This window comes from Paraburkholderia sp. NPDC080076, assembly GCF_050281145.1.
GTDB lineage: Bacteria > Pseudomonadota > Gammaproteobacteria > Burkholderiales > Burkholderiaceae > Paraburkholderia.
Genome location: NZ_JBNNWQ010000010.1, coordinates 12,250 through 30,046 on the forward strand (window position 1 = coordinate 12,250; position 17,797 = coordinate 30,046).

Genomic DNA, 17,797 nt, shown 5'->3' on the forward strand with positions numbered 1-17,797 from the left:
CTTTAAAACCCCAATGCGACAGCCAGCAACCCGCTGATCACACCACACACCACGACGGCCAACGCCACCACCGTCAGCACACGCCGCGGAAACGAGCGTCCGAGCATGGCCATCGACGGGACGCTGATCAGCGGCAGCGTCATCAGCAACGCGCCAGCCGGGCCGGCCGCCATACCGAACGAGAGCATGGCCTGGATGATCGGCACTTCGCCCGCTGTCGGAATCACGAACAGCGTGCCGGCGACGGACAGCGCGACGATCCACAGCAGGCTGTTGTCGATATCCGGTCCGACATGCGGAAACAGCCACGTGCGCGCCGCGCCGAGAATCAGCACGAGCACGATGTATTCGGGAATGAGCCGCAGCGTCATCGTGCCGAGGATTTTCACCCAGCGTGCGAAGGCAGTGCCGGGCACATCGCCGGTGACCAGTTGCGCCATCGCTTCGCGCGACGCTTCGGCTTCCTTCGGCGTAACCATCCGGTTCACCAGATAGCCGAGACCGAACACCATCACGATGCCCAGGGCGAGGCGCAGGCCCATCCACTGCCAGCCGAGCACGAAGCCCATGAAGATCAGCGTAGCCGGATTCAACGCGGTATTGCCGAGCCAGAACGCGATCGCCGCGCCCGGCGCCGCCTGACGCGCCCGCAAGCCCGCCACGACCGGCGCCGCGCAGCACGTGCACATCATGCCCGGCAACGACAGCAGGCCACCCTTCACGACGCTGCTGAAATCGGTGCGGCCGAGCGCGCGCGCGACCCATTGCGGCGGAATCAGCGCTTGCACCGCCGAACCGAGCAGCAGCCCGAGCACCATCGCTTGCCAGATCGCTTTGCCGTAGGCGAAGGCGTAATTGATGGCAGCCTGCCACGATGCCGCCGGCGCGCTCGCCGACGTGCCCATCAGGATGGATTTGCCGATGGAGTGCTGGCTCGCGGCCACGAACGCGCGGTTGTAGTACGGGAACCACTTCACATAGAAGAGGCCGACCACAGCGATCAGCAGAAAGACGATCCAGCCAAGAGCGACTCGTGGTTGTCGAAGGGTTGATTGCATGGTGGTCTTGAACGTTGGTTTTAATCAGTTGACAGCGAGCGCGCTGCTGTCGAGCTGTACGAGCAGTGCTTTTGCCTGGTCGACGACATCGGCGTCGTTGGGGCGGAAATTCCATTGCAATGCGCGCGGCAACTGGACGAAATGCTGATGGCTGCTGCGCGCATACGCCGGATCGTAGTGACGCCCGATCAACTCGTGCGCGAGCTCGGCACGGCGGTTGTCGTCGACGAGCTTTTGCCAGCCCGTGACACGTTCCCGGCTATGCAAACCGATCATCCGTTGCAGTTGCCCCTTCAGCGAATCGGGATCGTCGAACAGATGGGCGTAGTCGTGCAGCAGGAATGCCGCGCGATCTTCGCGGCTCGAGATCACCTCGACGCAGCGGCCCTGATGAAACGTCTCGAGCAGCGCGAGCGGCAGCGCGACGGAGCCGATGCGCCGGCTCTCCGCTTCAACGAACACCGGCCGTGCCCGATCGAACGTGCGCAACGCGCTCACGAGCAGCGTATCGAAACGCTTCTGCGACGGCTGCGCCACGCCGGCCCAGGCGCCGAGCAGCGAGCCGCGATGCGCGGCCAACGCTTCGAGATCCAGCGTCTGCGCGCCCGCGGCGTGCAGGGCCGCGAGCAGGCGCGTCTTGCCGCTGCCGGTCGGGCCCACCAGCGCGATGTACGAGAACGTCTTCGGCAAGGTGGCGAGCGTGTCGAGCGTGGCCCGCCGATAGGTTTTGTAGCCGCCATCGAGTTGGCGCGCCTGCCAGCCGATCATATTGAACAGCGTGGTCACCGAACCCGAGCGTTTGCCGCCGCGCCAGCAATAGATCAGCGGCCGCCAGTTGCGCGGCCGGTCGGCGAAAGTCGTTTCCAGATGGTGCGCGATATTGCGCGCGACCAGCGCCGCACCGATCCGCGTGGCTTCGAACGGCGATACCTGCTTGTACGTCGTGCCGACCAGCACGCGCTCTTCATTGCTCAGCACGGGCGCGTTGAGCGCGCCCGGAATATGGTCTTCCGCAAATTCGAGAGGCGTGCGCACATCGATGATTTCATCGAAATCACCTGCTTTTTCGAGGCTGACGAGTAGGTTTTTCAAGGAGTTAGGGACAAAACGGGCCGGCGGGAAGGGTGAAATTATCGCACGCGCCGTGAATAGCGGCCGGCGGAGCACTCAGCGCTGTTTCCCGGCCGCGCGCCCCGCATCCTTCCTTCTTCCGCTCGCGGCTCAGATGACCTCGACGCGTCCTTCTCCACTGACCATTTCGCCGATCACGCACGCCTCGCCGAACCCGTCGGCGCGGAACAGGGCGAGAACCTCGTCGACGGCTTGCGGCGCGCACGAGACCAGCAAGCCGCCCGAGGTTTGCGGATCGGTGAGCAGCGTGCGCGCCGTCGCAGGAAATGAGGAGGGCAGAACGATGTTTTTGCCGTATGCGTCCCAGTTGCGTCCCGACGCGCCGGTAAAAATGCCGGCTTCCGCGAGGCTCACCACGTCTGGCAGCCACGGCAGATCCGCATAGCGCACGCGCGCGGTCAGGTTCGAGCCGCGCGCCAGCTCTAGCGTATGGCCGAGCAGGCCGAAGCCGGTGATATCCGTGAGCGCGTGCACGCCGTCGAGTCTGGACAGGTCCGCGCCAGGCCGGTTGAGCTTGGTCGTCGCGCCGATCATGGCGGCGTAGCCGGCGGCGTCGAGCCGGTCTTTCTTCAGGGCTGCCGACAGAATGCCCACGCCGAGCGGCTTGCCGAGGATCAGCACATCGCCCGCTTGCCCGCCCGCGTTGCGTTTGACGCGCTTCGGATCGACCACGCCAATGGCGACGAGGCCGTAGATCGGCTCGACCGAATCGATCGAATGGCCGCCGGCGAGCGGGATGCCGGCCTCGGCGCACACGGATTCGCCGCCCTTCAGCACGGCTGCGATCACGTCGTGCGGCAGCACATTGATCGGCATGCCGACGATGGCCAGCGCCATCAGCGGCTTGCCGCCCATCGCGTAGACGTCGGACAGCGCATTGGTCGCGGCGATGCGGCCGAAGTCGAACGGGTCGTCGACGATCGGCATGAAGAAGTCGGTGGTGGCGACGATCGCCTGCTCGTCGTTGAGTTTATAGACGGCGGCGTCGTCGGCCGTGTCGTTACCGACCAGCAGATCGGGAAAGAACGGCAGCGGCGCGCTGCGCTTGAGCAGATCGGCAAGCAGGCCGGGCGCGATCTTGCAGCCGCAACCGCCGCCGTGCGACAGACTGGTCAGACGGGGCGAAGCGCTTGTGTGGCTGGGGGTATTGGTCATTGTGGCGGGCATTTCAGGCTACGAATGACCGCCATTATGATGGTTGTTCGTGCAATGCGCAGGGACCGGCGGTCGCCGAAGCGATCCGGACAGAACGCGAAACACGCCGTGCATTCCTCCGCGCCTGCCCACAAAGCGCCGCACGGTCGCAATGCGCTTGACGCAAAAGTGCGACAAAAGCGCGGCAAACTCACTCGCTATTTGTTGCTGCCGGCCCCGGTGCCATAGAGGCCGTTATCGAAGCCGCCCGCGCCTTGGGATTTGTGGCTCTTCCCGTCAGTCTTGCCGCGCGAGTTCGCCGAACCGCCATCTTTTGTCTGCGGCTTGTGCGATTCATGGACGGCGGACGCGGATGAATCGGGCGCCGATCCCATCGAAGAAGTGCGGTTCTCCTGCTGCGACGAACCGCTGCCTTGTGTGATCTGAGCAATACCGGGCGGACTCAGCGCGAGTATCGCGGCACCCAGCGCAAGCGAGACAACGCCGACCGACGCACACGATTTCACGGCGCCGTAAAGATTGCCTGCGAGAGAAGATTTGAGAAGGGGATAGGTCATAAGTGCCCAAAGATCTGGAGTAAGTGTCGGTGCGTGACTCACTGACTCAGCAATAACAATGCCTCGACTTTGTTGAAATCGGCTGTGGCATTTCATATTTAGTTGCACTGTAGAAGGCCTAAGTTCTCGCTGCAGGAATTCATACCGGTCTCTATAATCGTTATCAGTGTCCCCATAAAGAGCCGAGGCCATTCAATGACCCATATGTCCCGGCGACAATTTCTGAAGGTCTCCGCCACCACGCTAGCCGGATCGAGTCTCGCCCTCATGGGCTTCTCACCGACGCCCGCGTTAGCGGAAGTCCGTCAGTACAAGTTGTCGCGCACAACCGAAACCCGCAATACCTGCCCGTACTGTTCGGTAGGCTGCGGCATCCTGATGTACGGACTCGGCGACAACGCCAAGAACGCAAAGTCCAGCATCATCCACATCGAAGGCGATCCCGATCACCCGGTCAATCGCGGCACGCTGTGCCCGAAGGGCGCGAGCCTGATCGACTTCATTCACAGCCCGAGCCGTCTGAAGTATCCGGAGTACCGAGCGGCCGGCTCGAATGAATGGAAGCGCATGTCGTGGGAAGACGCACTCGATCGCATTGCGAAATTGATGAAGGAAGATCGCGACGCCAACTTCGTCGAGACAACGGCAGACGGCAAGAAGGTCAACCGCTGGCTGACCACCGGCATGCTCGCAGCATCGGCCGGTAGCAATGAAGTCGGTTATTTGACGCACAAGACTGTCCGCAGTCTTGGCATGCTCGCATTCGACAATCAAGCACGTGTCTGACACGGCCCGACGGTGGCAGGTCTTGCCCCGACGTTTGGCCGTGGAGCGATGACGAACCATTGGGTCGACATCAAGAACGCGGATGTGATTCTGGTGATGGGCGGCAATGCGGCCGAGGCGCACCCGTGCGGTTTCAAATGGGTCACTGAGGCCAAGGCGCATCGCAAGGCGAGGTTGATCGTGGTCGATCCGCGCTTTACGCGCACGGCATCGGTTGCGGACTATTACGCGCAGATTCGGACCGGCTCGGACATCGTGTTCCTGGGCGGGGTGATCAACTATCTGCTCACCAACGACAAGATCCAGCACGAGTATGTAAAGAACTACACGGACATGCCGTTCATCGTTCGTGAGGATTTCTCATTTACCGACGGTCTCTATTCCGGCTACGACGCCGACAAGCGCAAGTACGACCAGAGTTCGTGGGACTACGAACGCGGCGACGACGGCTTTGCCAAAGTCGATCCGACGCTGCAGCACCCGCGCTGCGTCTATCAACTGATGAAGCAGCACTACTCGCGCTACACGCCCGAGCAGGTCGAGAGCACCTGCGGCACGCCTAAGGAAAAATTCCTCAAGGTGTGCGAGATGCTCGCATCGACGGCTGTCCCGGGGCGCGCCGGCACGATCCTGTACGCACTCGGCTGGACGCATCACTCGATCGGCGCGCAGATCATCCGCACCGGCGCGATGGTGCAATTGCTGCTAGGCAATATCGGCATTGCGGGCGGCGGCATGAATGCGCTGCGCGGTCACTCGAACATTCAGGGTTTGACCGACCTCGGCCTGATGTCGAATCTGTTGCCGGGTTACATGACGCTGCCGCTGGAAGCCGAACAGGACTTCGACGCCTACATCGCGAAGCGCGCGAGCCAGCCGTTGCGGCCGAATCAGTTGAGCTACTGGCGCAACTATCGCGCTTTCCATGTCAGTTTCATGAAGTCATGGTGGGGCGATAACGCGACCGCCGAGAACAACTTCGGTTTCGATTACCTGCCGAAGCTCGATAAGTCATACGACATGCTGCAGGTCTTCGAGCTGATGAATCAAGGCAAGATGACCGGCTACATCGCGCAGGGCTTCAACCCTCTCGCCGCGGCGCCGAACAAGGCGAAGATCGGCGCGAGTCTGGCCAAGCTGAAGTGGCTCGTCATCATGGATCCGCTCGCCACCGAAACCTCCGAGTTCTGGAAGAATTTCGGCGAGTTCAACGACGTCGATCCCACTTCGATCGCGACCGAAGTGTTCCGTTTGCCGACCACCTGTTTCGCGGAAGAGCGCGGTTCGCTGGTCAGCTCCAGCCGCGTGCTGCAATGGCACTGGCAGGGCGCGGACGGCCCCGGAGAAGCGAAGAGCGATCTCGAGATCATGTCGGGCTTGTGGCTGCGCATCCGCGAGGCCTACAGGAAGAACGGCGGCAAGTATCCCGATCCGATTCTCAAGATGAGTTGGCCGTATGCCGACCCGGAAAGCCCGACGCCTGAAGAGATCGCCATGGAGTTCAGCGGCAAGGCGCTTGCCGACGTCACCGACCCGACCGACAAAACCAAGGTGCTTGCCAAAAAGGGCGAGCAACTGGCGAGCTTCGCACAGTTGCGCGACGACGGCAGTACCGCGAGCGGTTGCTGGATCTTCTGCGGCGCATGGACCCAGGCGGGCAACCAGATGGGCCGCCGCGACAATTCCGACCCGACCGGCATCGGCAATACGCTGAACTGGGCGTGGGCCTGGCCGGCGAACCGGCGGATTCTGTACAACCGTGCTTCGTGCGACGTCAGCGGCAAGCCGTTCGATCCGACGCGCAAGCTGATCGCCTGGAACGGCAAGGCGTGGACGGGCGCGGACATTCCCGACTTCAAGGCGGACGAACCGCCGGAAAACGGCATGAATCCGTTCATCATGAACGCGGAAGGCGTGGCGCGCTTCTTCTCGCGCGATGGTCTGGTGGAAGGGCCATTCCCGGAGCACTACGAACCGTTTGAAACGCCGCTCGGCTACAACCCGCTGCATCCGAACAACAAGGCGGTCGTCAGCAGTCCGGCGGCACGCGTGTTCCCCGATGACCGGGCCGCGTTCGGCACGCATGAGAAATTCCCGCATACGGCGACCACGTATCGTCTGACGGAGCATTTCCACTACTGGACCAAGCACGCGCGCCTGAATGCGATCGTGCAGCCGCAACAGTTCGTGGAGATCGGCGAGGATCTGGCGAAGGAGGTGGGCGTGGTGGCCGGGGATCGCGTCAAGGTGTCGTCCAATCGCGGGCACATCATTGCCGTGGCGCTCGTCACCAAGCGGATCAAACCGCTGATGATCGAAGGAAAGAAAGTCCAGACAGTCGGATTGCCGCTGCATTGGGGCTTCAAGGGACTCGCGAAGCCAGGCTATCTCGTCAATACGCTGACGCCCTCCGTGGGCGATGGGAATTCGCAAACACCGGAATTCAAATCGTTCCTCGTCAAGGTCGAAAAGGCATAGGGAGAAGAGATGGCACTGCAATCACTGGACATCAAACGCCTCTCGGCCACGACCTTGCCTGAACCGCAAGTGCGTGAGCCGGTCACGGGCACGGTCGCCAAGCTCATCGACGTGTCGAAGTGCATTGGCTGCAAGGCGTGTCAGACCGCCTGCATGGAATGGAACGATCTGCGCGATGAAATCGGCACGACAACCGGCATCTACGACAACCCGCGCGACCTGAGCGAGCATTCGTGGACCGTCATGCGGTTCTCGGAATACGAGAACACCGAAGGCGATCTCGAGTGGCTGATCCGCAAGGACGGCTGCATGCACTGCGAGGATCCCGGTTGTCTGAAGGCTTGTCCGTCGCCGGGCGCGATCGTGCAGTACACCAACGGCATCGTGGATTTTCACGAGGAAAACTGCATCGGCTGCGGCTATTGCATCACCGGTTGCCCGTTCAACGTGCCGCGCATTTCGAAGAAGGACAACCGGGCGTACAAGTGCACGCTGTGTTCGGACCGCGTGGCGGTCGGCCAGGAACCGGCTTGCGTGAAGACGTGCCCGACCGGCGCGATCATGTTCGGCACCAAGGAGGACATGAAGCAGCAGGCCGCGGACCGGGTTGAAGATCTGAAGGAACGCGGTTTCCAGAACGCCGGTTTGTACGATCCTGCCGGCGTGGGCGGCACGCACGTCATGTACGTGCTGCATCACGCGGACAAGGCCAACCTGTATCACGGTTTGCCGCAGAATCCGAAGATCAGCGCGATGGTTGCCGTGTGGAAGGGGCTGGCCAAGCCGCTGGCGCTGGCGGGCATTGCGTTCGCGGCCATAGCCGGGTTCTTCCACTACACGCGCGTCGGTCCGAATGAGGTGTCGGAGGCGGATGAAGCCGAAGCCCAGCACGAAGCCGACGAGGCACGCCGTTCGCGGGAGGCATCCAATGAAGCACCCTGAGCATACCGATCTGAAGGACGTGAAGGGCAACAGTCTGATCGTGCGCTACACGCCGAACGAGCGTACGAATCACTGGATCACCGCGATCACGTTCGTTCTGCTGGCGCTGTCCGGCCTCGCCATGTTTCATCCGGCCATGTCGTGGCTCTACGCGATCTTCGGCGGCGGGCAATGGACGCGGATTTTGCATCCGTTCGTCGGCTGCGTGATGTTCCTGTCGTTTCTGATTCTTGCGTTGCGCTTCTGGCATCACAACTATCTCGACAAGGCCGACCTTCAGTGGATGAGGCAGATCGACGACGTGCTCAACAATCGCGAGGAAAAGCTCCCCGCGATCGGTAAGTACAACGCCGGTCAAAAGCTGTTATTTTTCACCATGGTGATCTGCCTGCTGCTGTTGCTGGCGAGTGGTATCGTGATCTGGCGCCGCTATTTCTCGTTCTATTTTCCGATCGAGATCATCCGGCTCGCGGCGCTCGTGCATGCCGCGGCGGCGTTCGTGCTGATCGTCGGGATCGTCGTGCATATTTATGCGGCGCTGTGGATCAAGGGGTCGATCGGCGCCATGACGCGCGGCACGGTGACCTACGGCTGGGCGCGGAAACATCATCCGAACTGGTTCAAGGAAATCATCGGTAAATAGCGGGCCACGCATAGGCAACCCAGGCAGCGCGGATTCCGGCGCGCTGCACCCGAGCCGCCGTCCTTGTTCGATGAACGGCGGCGGCTCCTTAGTTTTCAGAGGTCGATACTGTGGTTCAACGTATTCTCGAAGCCGGCGATATCGAATCGCTCGATCATTCGGCGATTCCGCGCATTCGCACGCCGGAACGGCTCGCGGTGTTTTCCGCCCGCGCCGCGCGGCTGCGCCAGCTTGCGGCGCTCAACAATCCGATCGCCGGCTATTTGCGCCTGATGGCCGTGCTCGCCGATGCGCAGCAAGCCGTGATGACGAGCTTCAAGGCGCAGCCGCCCAGCCCCGAGTTGATCGCGAGTGCGCAGCAGCATTCCATGCCGCTGATTCCGGCGCTTTCCGGCGTGCGCGACCCGGCGTGGCGCCACGTGCTGCGCCAGTTGCTCGACAAGGTGGCAACCGCGGGCCCGCTCACGCCGCCGCTCGAAGCGCTGATTGCCAGGCTGCGCACGCTCGACACCGCTAGGCTCGAATTCCAGGCCGACGCAATCTTTGCGCAGCGCTTCGAAGAGGTCGATCCGGCGAGCGCGCCGTTCATCGTGGCCGCGCTGCAAGTGGTGTGGACCGACCTCGCTGCCGATATCGACAAGCGCGAGGTGCCGTACATCGAGACACTCGGCCTGTGTCCCGTGTGCGGATCGCATCCGGTGGCGAGCATCGTGCGTGTGGGCGGCGCGTATGACAATTACCGCTACCTGCAATGCGGCCTGTGCTCGACCGAGTGGCACATGGTTCGCACGAAGTGCTCGAACTGCGATTCGACCAAGGGCATCGCTTATCACACGGTCGGCTCGCCCGATGCCGACGAGGCTACGCGCGAAGCGGAATCGAAGAACGCCGCGCTGAAAGCGGAATCGTGCGACGAATGCCATACTTATCGAAAGATCGGCCTTCAGTCGAAAGACTACGATTTCGAACCGTTCGCGGACGATCTCGCCAGTCTCACGCTGGATCTGTTGATGGGGGCGGAAGGTTACCGGCGCGCGTCGCCGCATCCGTGGCTGTGGCCCGAACAGGGTGTCGGTGCGGATGACTCTTCCGGCGAGTCCGACTAGCAGCGAGTGGATGCGACTAGAAAAGGGATGGCCTCGTGAGCGATGTAAGCGGCTCTGAATTGCAGGCGCTGATGGCGCGCGTGCCGTCGGTGGAAAAGGTGCTGGCGTCGGTCGAGTTCGCGGCATTGATCGGCGAATACGGCCGCACCCAGGTGTTGAGCGCGGTGCGCGAAGCGCTCGACACCTGGCGCGCCGGCGCGCAGTCGGGCGATGCGTCTGTGAGCGCGCTCGACGTCGCGCAACTGAAGCGTTCAGTCGAAGCCGCGCTACGCAAGCGCAACGAGTCGCGCTTGCGCAGCGTTTTCAATCTGACCGGCACGGTGTTGCATACCAATCTCGGCCGCGCATTGCTGCCCGACGAAGCGGTGCAGGCCGTGATGAAAGCGCTCACGCAACCCGCCAACCTCGAGTTCGATCTGGCCACCGGCAAGCGCGGCGATCGCGACGATCTGATCGACGCGCTCATCTGCGAACTGACCGGCGCCGAAGCGGCCACCGTGGTCAACAACAACGCGGCCGCCGTGCTGCTCACGCTGTCCGCGTTGGCTTCGAAGAAAGAAGTCATCGTGTCGCGCGGCGAGCTGGTTGAAATCGGCGGCGCGTTTCGCATTCCCGACATCATGAGCCGCGCGGGCGCGAAACTGCGCGAAGTGGGCACGACGAACCGCACGCATCTGAAGGACTACGAGGAAGCCATCGGCCCGCAAACCGCGCTGCTGATGAAAGTCCACGCGAGCAACTATGCGATCAGCGGCTTCACCAAAGAGGTTGGTCTGGATGAAATCGCGCCACTTGCCCATGCGCGCGGTCTTGCGGTTGCAGTGGACCTCGGCAGCGGCACGCTGGTCGATCTGAGCCAATGGGGCTTGCCGCGCGAAACGACGGTGCGTGAAACCGTCGAAGCCGGCGCCGACCTCGTCACGTTCAGCGGCGACAAGTTGCTCGGCGGTCCGCAAGCCGGTTTGATCGTCGGGCGGCGCGATCTGATCGCGAAGATCAAGAAGCATCCGCTCAAGCGCGCGTTGCGCGTCGGCAAACTGACGCTCGCGGCGCTGGAGCCCGTGCTGCAGTTGTACCGTGCGCCGGAGAAGCTCACGGAGCGGCTCACCACGTTGCGCTTGTTGACCCGTCCAGCCGACCACATCCGGCTCGCCGCGGAGCGCGTGCAACCCGCGTTGCAGCGCGCATTCGGCGAACGCTATGCGGTGACGGCGGAGCCGATGTTCAGCCAGATCGGCAGCGGCGCTTTGCCGGTCGACGTGCTGCCGAGTTACGGCCTCGTCGTCAGAATGGCGGACGGCAAACGCGGTGGCCGTCAATTAGTCGCGCTTGAAAAGCGGCTGCGCGAGATGACGAGGCCCGTGATCGGCCGTATCGCGGACGATGCATTGCGCCTCGATCTGCGCTGTCTCGAAGCCGCCGATGAAGCGCAATTGATCGAGCAGCTGAAGGGCGTGCGCGCATGATCGTCGGTACGGCGGGACATATCGACCACGGTAAGACGAGCCTGGTGAAAGTGCTGTCGGGCGTCGATACGGACCGGCTCAAAGAAGAGAAGGCGCGCGGCATTTCGATCGAATTGGGCTACGCGTACGTGCCGCTCGAGAATGGCGACGTGCTCGGCCTGATCGACGTGCCGGGCCACGAAAAGCTCGTGCATACCATGACCGCGGGTGCGAGCGGCATCGATTTCGCACTGCTCGTGATTGCCGCCGACGACGGTGTGATGCCGCAAACGCGTGAGCATCTGGCGATCATCGAGCTGCTAGGTATTCGGCAAGGTGCCGTCGCGTTGACCAAGGTAGACCGCGTGGACGCGCAGCGTCTGCGCGAAGTGCACGACGAAGTCAGCGCGTTTCTAAGCGGAAGCGTGCTCGAGGACGCACCCGTGTTCGATACTTGCGCGGTGCGCACCGACGATCCCGGCGTGGCCGCGTTGACGGCGCACCTGCACGCGGCCGCCGCGGCGTGGCGGATGAAGCGCGACGACGGCCTGTTCCGTCTCGCGGTCGATCGTGTCTTCACGCTCTCGGGCCAGGGCACGATCGTGACCGGCACCGTGGTGTCGGGCCGCGTGGCGGTCGGCGACACGATGCTGCTCGCGCCGAAGAATCAACCGGTGCGCGTGCGCAGCATTCATGCGCAGAATCGTCCGGCGCAAAGCGGCCGCGCCGGTGAGCGCTGCGCATTGAACCTCGCGGGCATCGAGAAGAGCGCGATCGATCGTGGCGACTGGATCGTCGATCCGCGGCTTTCGCAGGCGTCGCAGCGAATCGACGTCATGCTGACGCTGCTTGCCGATGCACCGCTTACGTTGGAGCATTGGGCGCCGTTGCACGTGCATCTGGGCACGCAGCACCAGGTCGCGCATGTCGCGTTGCTCGATGGCGACACGCTCGGCGCCGGTCAGCGTGCCCGCGTTCAACTCGTGTTCGAGCGGCCGGTTTGCGCGCTGCCGGGCGATCGGTTCGTGGTGCGCAACGCGCAGGCCAATCGCACGATCGGCGGTGGCCATGTACTCGATCCGTTCGCGCCGTCGCGCAAGCGTCGTTCGGCCGAGCGGTTGGCGTGGCTCGACGCGCTTCAGACGATGCTCGACACCGGCACGCTCGACGCCATCTTTGCGAGAGCGCCGCATGGCTTGTCGCGCTCGCTGCTGGAAAGTTTGACGGGCATGCCGGCGGCCGTGCTCGCGTTGCCGTCCAACATGCGTGTAGTGGAACTGCCAGGCGAGGACGCATTGCTAGTCGCCGACGCGCTTTGGCAAGCGCTCAATAAGCGATTGACGACGACGCTCGCGCAGTACCACGAACGCTCGCCGGACGAGTTGGGCCCGGACATCTCGCGCTTGCGACGCATTGCCGCGCCGCTGGTGGACGACGCGCTGTGGCGCGCGCTTGTCGACGATGCCGCGACGCGTGGCGAGATCGTCAAACGCGGGCCTTGGCTTCATCTGCCGGGCCACACGGTGACGCTCGACGACGCTGATCGCGCGCTCGCGGCTACGTTGCTGCCCGCAGTCAAAGCGGGGCGTTTCGATCCGCCGTGGGTACGCGATCTGGCCAGCGCGCACGGCGTATCCGAGGAGCGTGTGCGTCAATTGATGCGCAAGCTCGCGCGGCAGGGCGAGCTGTTTCAGGTCGTGCGCGATCTCTTCTATCACCCGGAGATGATTCGCGAACTGGCTTCGATTGCGGCTGCCGAGGCGCAAAAGAATGCCGGCACGGTTGCGGCCGCACCGTTTCGCGACGTCACCGGATTGGGCCGCAAACGCGCGATTCAGCTTTTGGAATTCTTCGACCGGGTTGGGTATACTCGCTTCCACCGTGGCCTGCATCTGCTGCGCACGGATAGTCGCTGGCTCGATCTGCTCTGATCATCGGCAACGTGTAGTTCAATCACCGTAGGAAGGCATTCGTGTCCGGTGGCGCGGCTGGGCTTCAAACCCAGTTGAGGGCGTCAGACGCTCTCAGGTCGGTTCGACTCCGGCTGCCTTCCGCCAGTTAAGGCTTTAAAGGCCGGCAGAATTTCATTTCCCTTGACCCAGCTGTGCGCTTCCGCGCCAGCGAGCAGCAAGACTTGACCTATCCTTTGTGAGGCAGTTCGCAATTGGCCTCGACAACTTTCTGCTCATAGAAGTCATCAGCCGACGTGCGAACGCGAGCGACGCATGCGTGGCTTCCGCGATCCTGAAAGCACGCAGGTTTTCTTAGCCAGCTTCGGTCCGATGCGTCAGCACTTCGCGCTCAAGCGACACCTTCTACGCACCTCACTCTATCGCAAACAGCTCGCCGCACGCTTCACCACCAGGCATCGTTCACCGAGGCCACCCAAGTTCAGTCCATTTTTCTGAGCAAGCGTGTCCTCTCCGCTATGTGTCGCGCGCAATTTAACGTGACAGCGCCCCAACGGTTGCCCCTCCCAGTTGTTGCCCGGCTTTTAGGCGATGTTCACGTAATAGCCCGCCCAGTAGCAGCTCCGCGTGGCGGTCTCTTGCCGTGCAGTTCAACCTGCAGCAGCGAGCCACTCACCCGACACCGCGCGGAAAAATAGTGAAGCCTGATCGAGAGGGCGCGATCCGCGCGTAAGCATCTCACGCTTGAGATGTCCAGAAATAGTTGTTGTGCTTCTCTTTTTTGTCGTTCTAAAGTCAATTGTCGAGCGCTTACCGGTTATTTGTAAGCACCTCACGGATGTGCGTTTCTCCTACGCGTCACATGGAAATATTAATCGACAGAGCATTTCACGACGAGATGTTTAGTAATCCGACATTAACCATTTACCGAAACGGGAATTTGAAATGCGCAAGATGGCTTTGGCTTGTTCTGCAGCGCTCGTTGCACTCGGCACCGTGACAATGACGCCGGCCCGAGCCGATGTCACGCTGTACGGTATTCTCGATACGTACCTGGGTTACACGAACGCAGGCGGCAAAGGTGCACAGACTGCGATGCAGAGCGGCGGTTTGTCGGCAAGCCGCATAGGGATCAGAGGAAGTGAAGATCTCGGCGGCGGCCTGCGTGCGACGTTCGACCTAGAGAACGGCATTCTCACGAACTCCGGGGCCGCGACAGATTCCACGCTCGCCTTCAGTCGCAGTGCGTGGGTCGGTCTCGGCACGCCGTATGGCGAATTCCGTTTCGGACGCCAGAACTCGGTGCTGCTGCTGATGCACAGCAAGTTCGACGCATTTTCCGGCGGTACGTACGGCTCGTTTCTTCACAACGCTTCGATGTTCGTATTCCGCTACGACAACATGATCACGTACTGGTCGCCGAACGTCGCGGGATTCACGTTCTCCGCGGGTGCGAGCCTGGGCGGTCAGACGTCGCCGCATGACGCGTTGAACGCCTATGTCGGTTCGATCGATTATCAGCGCGGGCCGCTATACCTCGGCGTCAGCCACGCGGAACAGAATGGCGCGAACGGAAAAATCAATACGAAGACGACGTTCGCCGGCGGCAGCTATCAGTTCGGCAGTTTGACGGGTTATTTCGGCTACTACCGCGGCAACAACCTCGGCTCGAATACCGCAACCAATGTCGAAGGCAAATATCACAGCGTCTATTCGCTATCGACGACGTACAACCTCACGCCCGCGCTACGACTCGCGGCCGGCATCGGCTACGCGCAGGACAGCTCAGGCCAGCATAACAACGCGGGCGAAGTAAGCGTTGGCGCGTTTTACAGCTTGAGCAAGCGGACGCTCATCTATGGAACGCTTGAGCGGCTCGTGAACCGTCACGGCGCGACCTATGCGCTGATCGCCAACGGCCCCATCACACCGAACACGCCGGCGCGTGGAGACGGGGTGACGGGCGCACAGCTCGGCATTCTGCATTCGTTCTAAGGGCATGAGCGCGCCGTGAGCGTCATGCGTATATGGCATGCGATAGGGCTCAACGCATTGGCTGAACAGCTCAGAAGTCACGTTTTTTTTCCGTGCATTTTTTTAATGGCTGTTCTAAGTTAACTCATCACCTGCCCACGCAGATCCACGTGAGCAGCTTACGAGACGAAGGAGAGGTGTCGTGAAAGATCCTGCAGCTCCGACGGTGGAATTGATCGACTGTTCGAACGAAGCAAAACTTCTCAGTGAGCGGGCGTGTTCGGCGATCCGTCAGGACATTCTGTCCTGCGTAATCGAACCGGCCGCCACGCTGACAGAAAGCGCGCTGACCGCACGCTACGGCATCGGCAAGGCAACCTGCAGGGTGGCGCTGCAGCGTCTCGCGCAGGAAGGCTTTGTGCGCATCGTGCCGCGTCAGGGTTACGTGGTGACGCCGATTACGTTGAAGGACGTCGAAGAAGTGTTTGCGCTTCGCCTGGAACTCGAACCGCTATCGGCGCGCCTCGCCGCAGGCAAGGCCGATATCGACCTGTTGAACCGGCTGGAGCGCGCGTGTCGCAACGACGATACGTCGCTTGGCATCGGCAGCCGGATCGGCATCTTTATGGATGCGAATGCCGCTTTCCATATGGCGATCGCCGAATGTTCGGGCAACAGCCGGCTGGTTCGCATGCTGGGTGGCCTGCTCAACGATATGGCGCGGCTCGTGTCGCTCGGCTTCGGCGTGCAGAACACGAAGCCGGAGATCCGGCATGACCACACGGCGATGATCAGCGCGCTCGCGAGCGGCGACGGCAAGCGTGCCGAGCAGATCGCGCACCGGCATGTGGCGACGTTCCGCGACATGACGATGGAAAAGGTCATGGCGAGCCTGCGCGACACGCATGCAGGCGCACCGATCGTCCCGTTGCGAGGCGCACGATGAACGCGGTAACTACCCAGGCCATGTTTGAGAAGGCCGCCACCGCGCGCAACGCGGTGGAAGTCGAGCACGTCTCGAAGCACTACGGCAGGCTGGCGGTGCTCGAAGACATCAGCCTGACCGCGCCTTCGGGTTCGGTGCTAGCGATCGTCGGCGCGTCCGGATGCGGCAAGAGCACGTTGCTCAACATCATCGCGGGACTGGTGCAGGCGGACCAGGGCGGCGTGCGGATCGACGGAGTTGCCGGCGAGCCGACTCACGATACACGCGTGGTCAGCTACATGTTCCAGGAAGACCGCCTGCTGCCGTGGCGCACTATCGTGGCGAATACGGAGTTCGGTCTCGAAGCGGGCTCGCTCAACGCCGAACGGCGGCGCGAACGCGCGCTGGCCGCGCTGAAGATGACCGGCCTTGAAGGATTCGAACACGCTTATCCGCACGAACTCTCGGGCGGCATGCGTAGCCGGGTGGCACTCGCGCGCAGCCTCGTCGTGAAGCCATACATCCTGTTGATGGACGAGCCGTTTTCCAAGCTCGATCCGCAGATGCGCTCGCAGATGCACGCGGAACTGCTGCGAATCCGCGAGCAGTTGAAGATGACCGTCGTATTCGTCACGCACGACGTGGAAGAAGCCATCGTCCTTGCGGACAAGGTGGTTGTCCTGCGTCCGCGGCCGGGACGTGTGCGCGATGCGCTGATGATCGACCTGCCGCGTCCGCGCGATCCGCTCGCCGCCGAAGTCGCGGAAACGGTGCGCCGCGTGCGCGCCCTCATTTAAGGACGTTGCGATGTCTTCTGTTTCGACCGCCAGTACGGTTTTTCCCGCACGGTTTGGCCGCCTGACCCGCTTCGCGAAAGTCGCCGGTCAACGTCTTTCGCTGCTCGCCATATTCCTGATCCTGTGGTGGCTGGCGGCGCAACGCGTGCCTGCCTTCATCCTGCCCGGCCCGGGAAAAACGTGGAACGCGCTGCTTGACCTGATCGCCACCGGCACCTTTGCCGAGGACCTCGGCATTACGCTGTACCGCGTCGTTGCGGGCTTCCTGCTGGCCGCGCTCGTCGGCACGCCGCTCGGCATCCTGCTCGGCGCGAACCGGCGCCTCGGTAGTTTCTGCGAGCCGGTGCTGTCGGTGGTCAACACGGTCTCCGCCGCGATCTGGGCCATCTTCGCGTTGATCTGGTTCGGTATCTCGAACGGCACGACCATCTTCGTCGTGTTCATGGAAGCGATGCCGCTGATTCTCACGAACGTGTGGCAGGGCGCGCAAAGCGTCAACGCCGAATACGTAGAGCTTGCCCGCAGCTTTCAGATGTCGCGCAGCAAGGTGATGACCAAGATCTATCTGCCCACCGTGCTGCCGTATTTCTTCTCCGGTGCGCGCCTTGCGTTCGGCTTCGGCTGGCGGGTGTCGCTGGTGGCGGAGACGATCGGTTCGTCGAACGGCGTCGGCTACCGGCTGCGTCAGGCGGCGGACCTTGTTCAGACCGATCAGGTGTTCGCATGGACGCTCACCATGGTCGTGCTGATGGTGGTGCTCGAGTACGGCATTCTCAAGCCGCTTGAAAACCACCTGTTCCGCTGGAAGAAGCGAGCATAAAGAATGGCTCGCGGCGCACTGCTGCCGCGCCGCGGGCTGAAGTAATCGAAATTTACGAAGAAGTAGCGCG

General features: G+C 62.3%; 14 protein-coding genes, 1 tRNA gene and 1 pseudogene. 12 read left to right on the plus strand and 4 right to left on the minus strand.

Annotation, left to right across the window (positions count from 1 at the left end; translation table 11 throughout):
* Window positions 1-2: 2 nt before the first annotated feature.
* The 4 genes from ACQKRQ_RS31735 to ACQKRQ_RS31750 form a co-directional block, all read right to left on the minus strand.
* Window positions 3-1,058: a permease gene (locus ACQKRQ_RS31735; protein WP_427481419.1), complete on the minus strand. Its 1,056-nt coding sequence runs from the start codon at window positions 1,056-1,058 to the stop codon at window positions 3-5.
* Between the two features lie 24 nt (window positions 1,059-1,082).
* Entirely contained in the window at window positions 1,083-2,150 is a 1,068-nt protein-coding gene (mnmH, locus tag ACQKRQ_RS31740; protein ID WP_427481420.1) for a tRNA 2-selenouridine(34) synthase MnmH, read from the minus strand.
* Window positions 2,151-2,279: 129 nt separating this feature from the next.
* Window positions 2,280-3,344 carry a selenide, water dikinase SelD gene (selD, locus tag ACQKRQ_RS31745; RefSeq protein WP_427481421.1) on the minus strand — a complete coding sequence of 355 codons (1,065 nt, stop codon included), beginning with the start codon at window positions 3,342-3,344 and terminating at the stop codon, window positions 2,280-2,282.
* Between the two features lie 197 nt (window positions 3,345-3,541).
* Window positions 3,542-3,997: a beta-xylosidase gene (locus tag ACQKRQ_RS31750; RefSeq protein ID WP_427481422.1), complete on the minus strand. Its 456-nt coding sequence runs from the start codon at window positions 3,995-3,997 to the stop codon at window positions 3,542-3,544.
* Between the two features lie 99 nt (window positions 3,998-4,096).
* Between ACQKRQ_RS31750 and fdnG the strand changes: the two genes are divergently transcribed.
* From fdnG to ACQKRQ_RS31810, 12 genes and pseudogenes are all read left to right on the plus strand, one after another.
* Window positions 4,097-7,165: a formate dehydrogenase-N subunit alpha gene (gene fdnG / locus ACQKRQ_RS31755; RefSeq protein WP_427481423.1), complete on the plus strand. Its 3,069-nt coding sequence runs from the start codon at window positions 4,097-4,099 to the stop codon at window positions 7,163-7,165.
* Between the two features lie 9 nt (window positions 7,166-7,174).
* Window positions 7,175-8,107, plus strand: a complete 933-nt coding sequence (gene fdxH, locus ACQKRQ_RS31760; RefSeq protein WP_408259338.1) for a formate dehydrogenase subunit beta — start codon at window positions 7,175-7,177, stop codon at window positions 8,105-8,107.
* A complete protein-coding gene (locus tag ACQKRQ_RS31765) occupies window positions 8,094-8,750 on the plus strand; it encodes a formate dehydrogenase subunit gamma (RefSeq protein WP_132381418.1) in 657 nt (218 codons plus the stop codon). The genes fdxH and ACQKRQ_RS31765 overlap by 14 nt, the downstream gene beginning before the upstream one ends.
* 110 nt (window positions 8,751-8,860) lie before the next feature.
* Window positions 8,861-9,856 (plus strand): formate dehydrogenase accessory protein FdhE, encoded by a 996-nt coding sequence (gene fdhE, locus ACQKRQ_RS31770; RefSeq protein ID WP_427481424.1) that lies wholly within the window; start codon window positions 8,861-8,863, stop codon window positions 9,854-9,856.
* 35 nt (window positions 9,857-9,891) lie between these two features.
* On the plus strand, window positions 9,892-11,322 hold the full coding sequence (selA, locus tag ACQKRQ_RS31775; protein WP_427481425.1) for an L-seryl-tRNA(Sec) selenium transferase: 1,431 nt from the start codon (window positions 9,892-9,894) through the stop codon (window positions 11,320-11,322).
* The gene (gene selB, locus ACQKRQ_RS31780; protein WP_427481426.1) at window positions 11,319-13,232 is read left to right on the plus strand and encodes a selenocysteine-specific translation elongation factor; all 1,914 of its coding nucleotides are present in this window, start codon (window positions 11,319-11,321) and stop codon (window positions 13,230-13,232) included. Before selA ends, selB begins: the two co-directional genes overlap by 4 nt.
* 30 nt (window positions 13,233-13,262) lie before the next feature.
* Window positions 13,263-13,358 (plus strand) — tRNA-Sec (locus ACQKRQ_RS31785).
* A gap of 126 nt (window positions 13,359-13,484) precedes the next feature.
* Window positions 13,485-13,709: pseudogene (locus ACQKRQ_RS31790) on the plus strand (transposase); the annotation flags it as partial.
* Between the two features lie 456 nt (window positions 13,710-14,165).
* Window positions 14,166-15,206 (plus strand): porin, encoded by a 1,041-nt coding sequence (locus tag ACQKRQ_RS31795; RefSeq protein ID WP_427481427.1) that lies wholly within the window; start codon window positions 14,166-14,168, stop codon window positions 15,204-15,206.
* 181 nt (window positions 15,207-15,387) lie between these two features.
* Window positions 15,388-16,131 carry a GntR family transcriptional regulator gene (locus ACQKRQ_RS31800; RefSeq protein ID WP_132381458.1) on the plus strand — a complete coding sequence of 248 codons (744 nt, stop codon included), beginning with the start codon at window positions 15,388-15,390 and terminating at the stop codon, window positions 16,129-16,131.
* A complete protein-coding gene (locus tag ACQKRQ_RS31805) occupies window positions 16,128-16,907 on the plus strand; it encodes an ABC transporter ATP-binding protein (protein WP_408291950.1) in 780 nt (259 codons plus the stop codon). Before ACQKRQ_RS31800 ends, ACQKRQ_RS31805 begins: the two co-directional genes overlap by 4 nt.
* Window positions 16,908-16,917: 10 nt before the next feature.
* Window positions 16,918-17,727, plus strand: a complete 810-nt coding sequence (locus tag ACQKRQ_RS31810; protein ID WP_132381462.1) for an ABC transporter permease — start codon at window positions 16,918-16,920, stop codon at window positions 17,725-17,727.
* Window positions 17,728-17,797 lie beyond the last annotated feature (70 nt).

Coding starts and splice junctions, on each gene's coding strand:
- selB (WP_427481426.1), top strand. CDS start 11,319: ATGATCGTCGGTACGGCGGGACATATCGACCACGGTAAGACGAGCCTG.
- ACQKRQ_RS31765 (WP_132381418.1), top strand. CDS start 8,094: ATGAAGCACCCTGAGCATACCGATCTGAAGGACGTGAAGGGCAACAGT.
- selD (WP_427481421.1), bottom strand. CDS start 3,344: ATGACCAATACCCCCAGCCACACAAGCGCTTCGCCCCGTCTGACCAGT.
- ACQKRQ_RS31810 (WP_132381462.1), top strand. CDS start 16,918: ATGTCTTCTGTTTCGACCGCCAGTACGGTTTTTCCCGCACGGTTTGGC.
- ACQKRQ_RS31795 (WP_427481427.1), top strand. CDS start 14,166: ATGGCTTTGGCTTGTTCTGCAGCGCTCGTTGCACTCGGCACCGTGACA.
- ACQKRQ_RS31805 (WP_408291950.1), top strand. CDS start 16,128: ATGAACGCGGTAACTACCCAGGCCATGTTTGAGAAGGCCGCCACCGCG.
- ACQKRQ_RS31735 (WP_427481419.1), bottom strand. CDS start 1,058: ATGCAATCAACCCTTCGACAACCACGAGTCGCTCTTGGCTGGATCGTC.
- fdxH (WP_408259338.1), top strand. CDS start 7,175: ATGGCACTGCAATCACTGGACATCAAACGCCTCTCGGCCACGACCTTG.
- ACQKRQ_RS31750 (WP_427481422.1), bottom strand. CDS start 3,997: ATGAAATGCCACAGCCGATTTCAACAAAGTCGAGGCATTGTTATTGCT.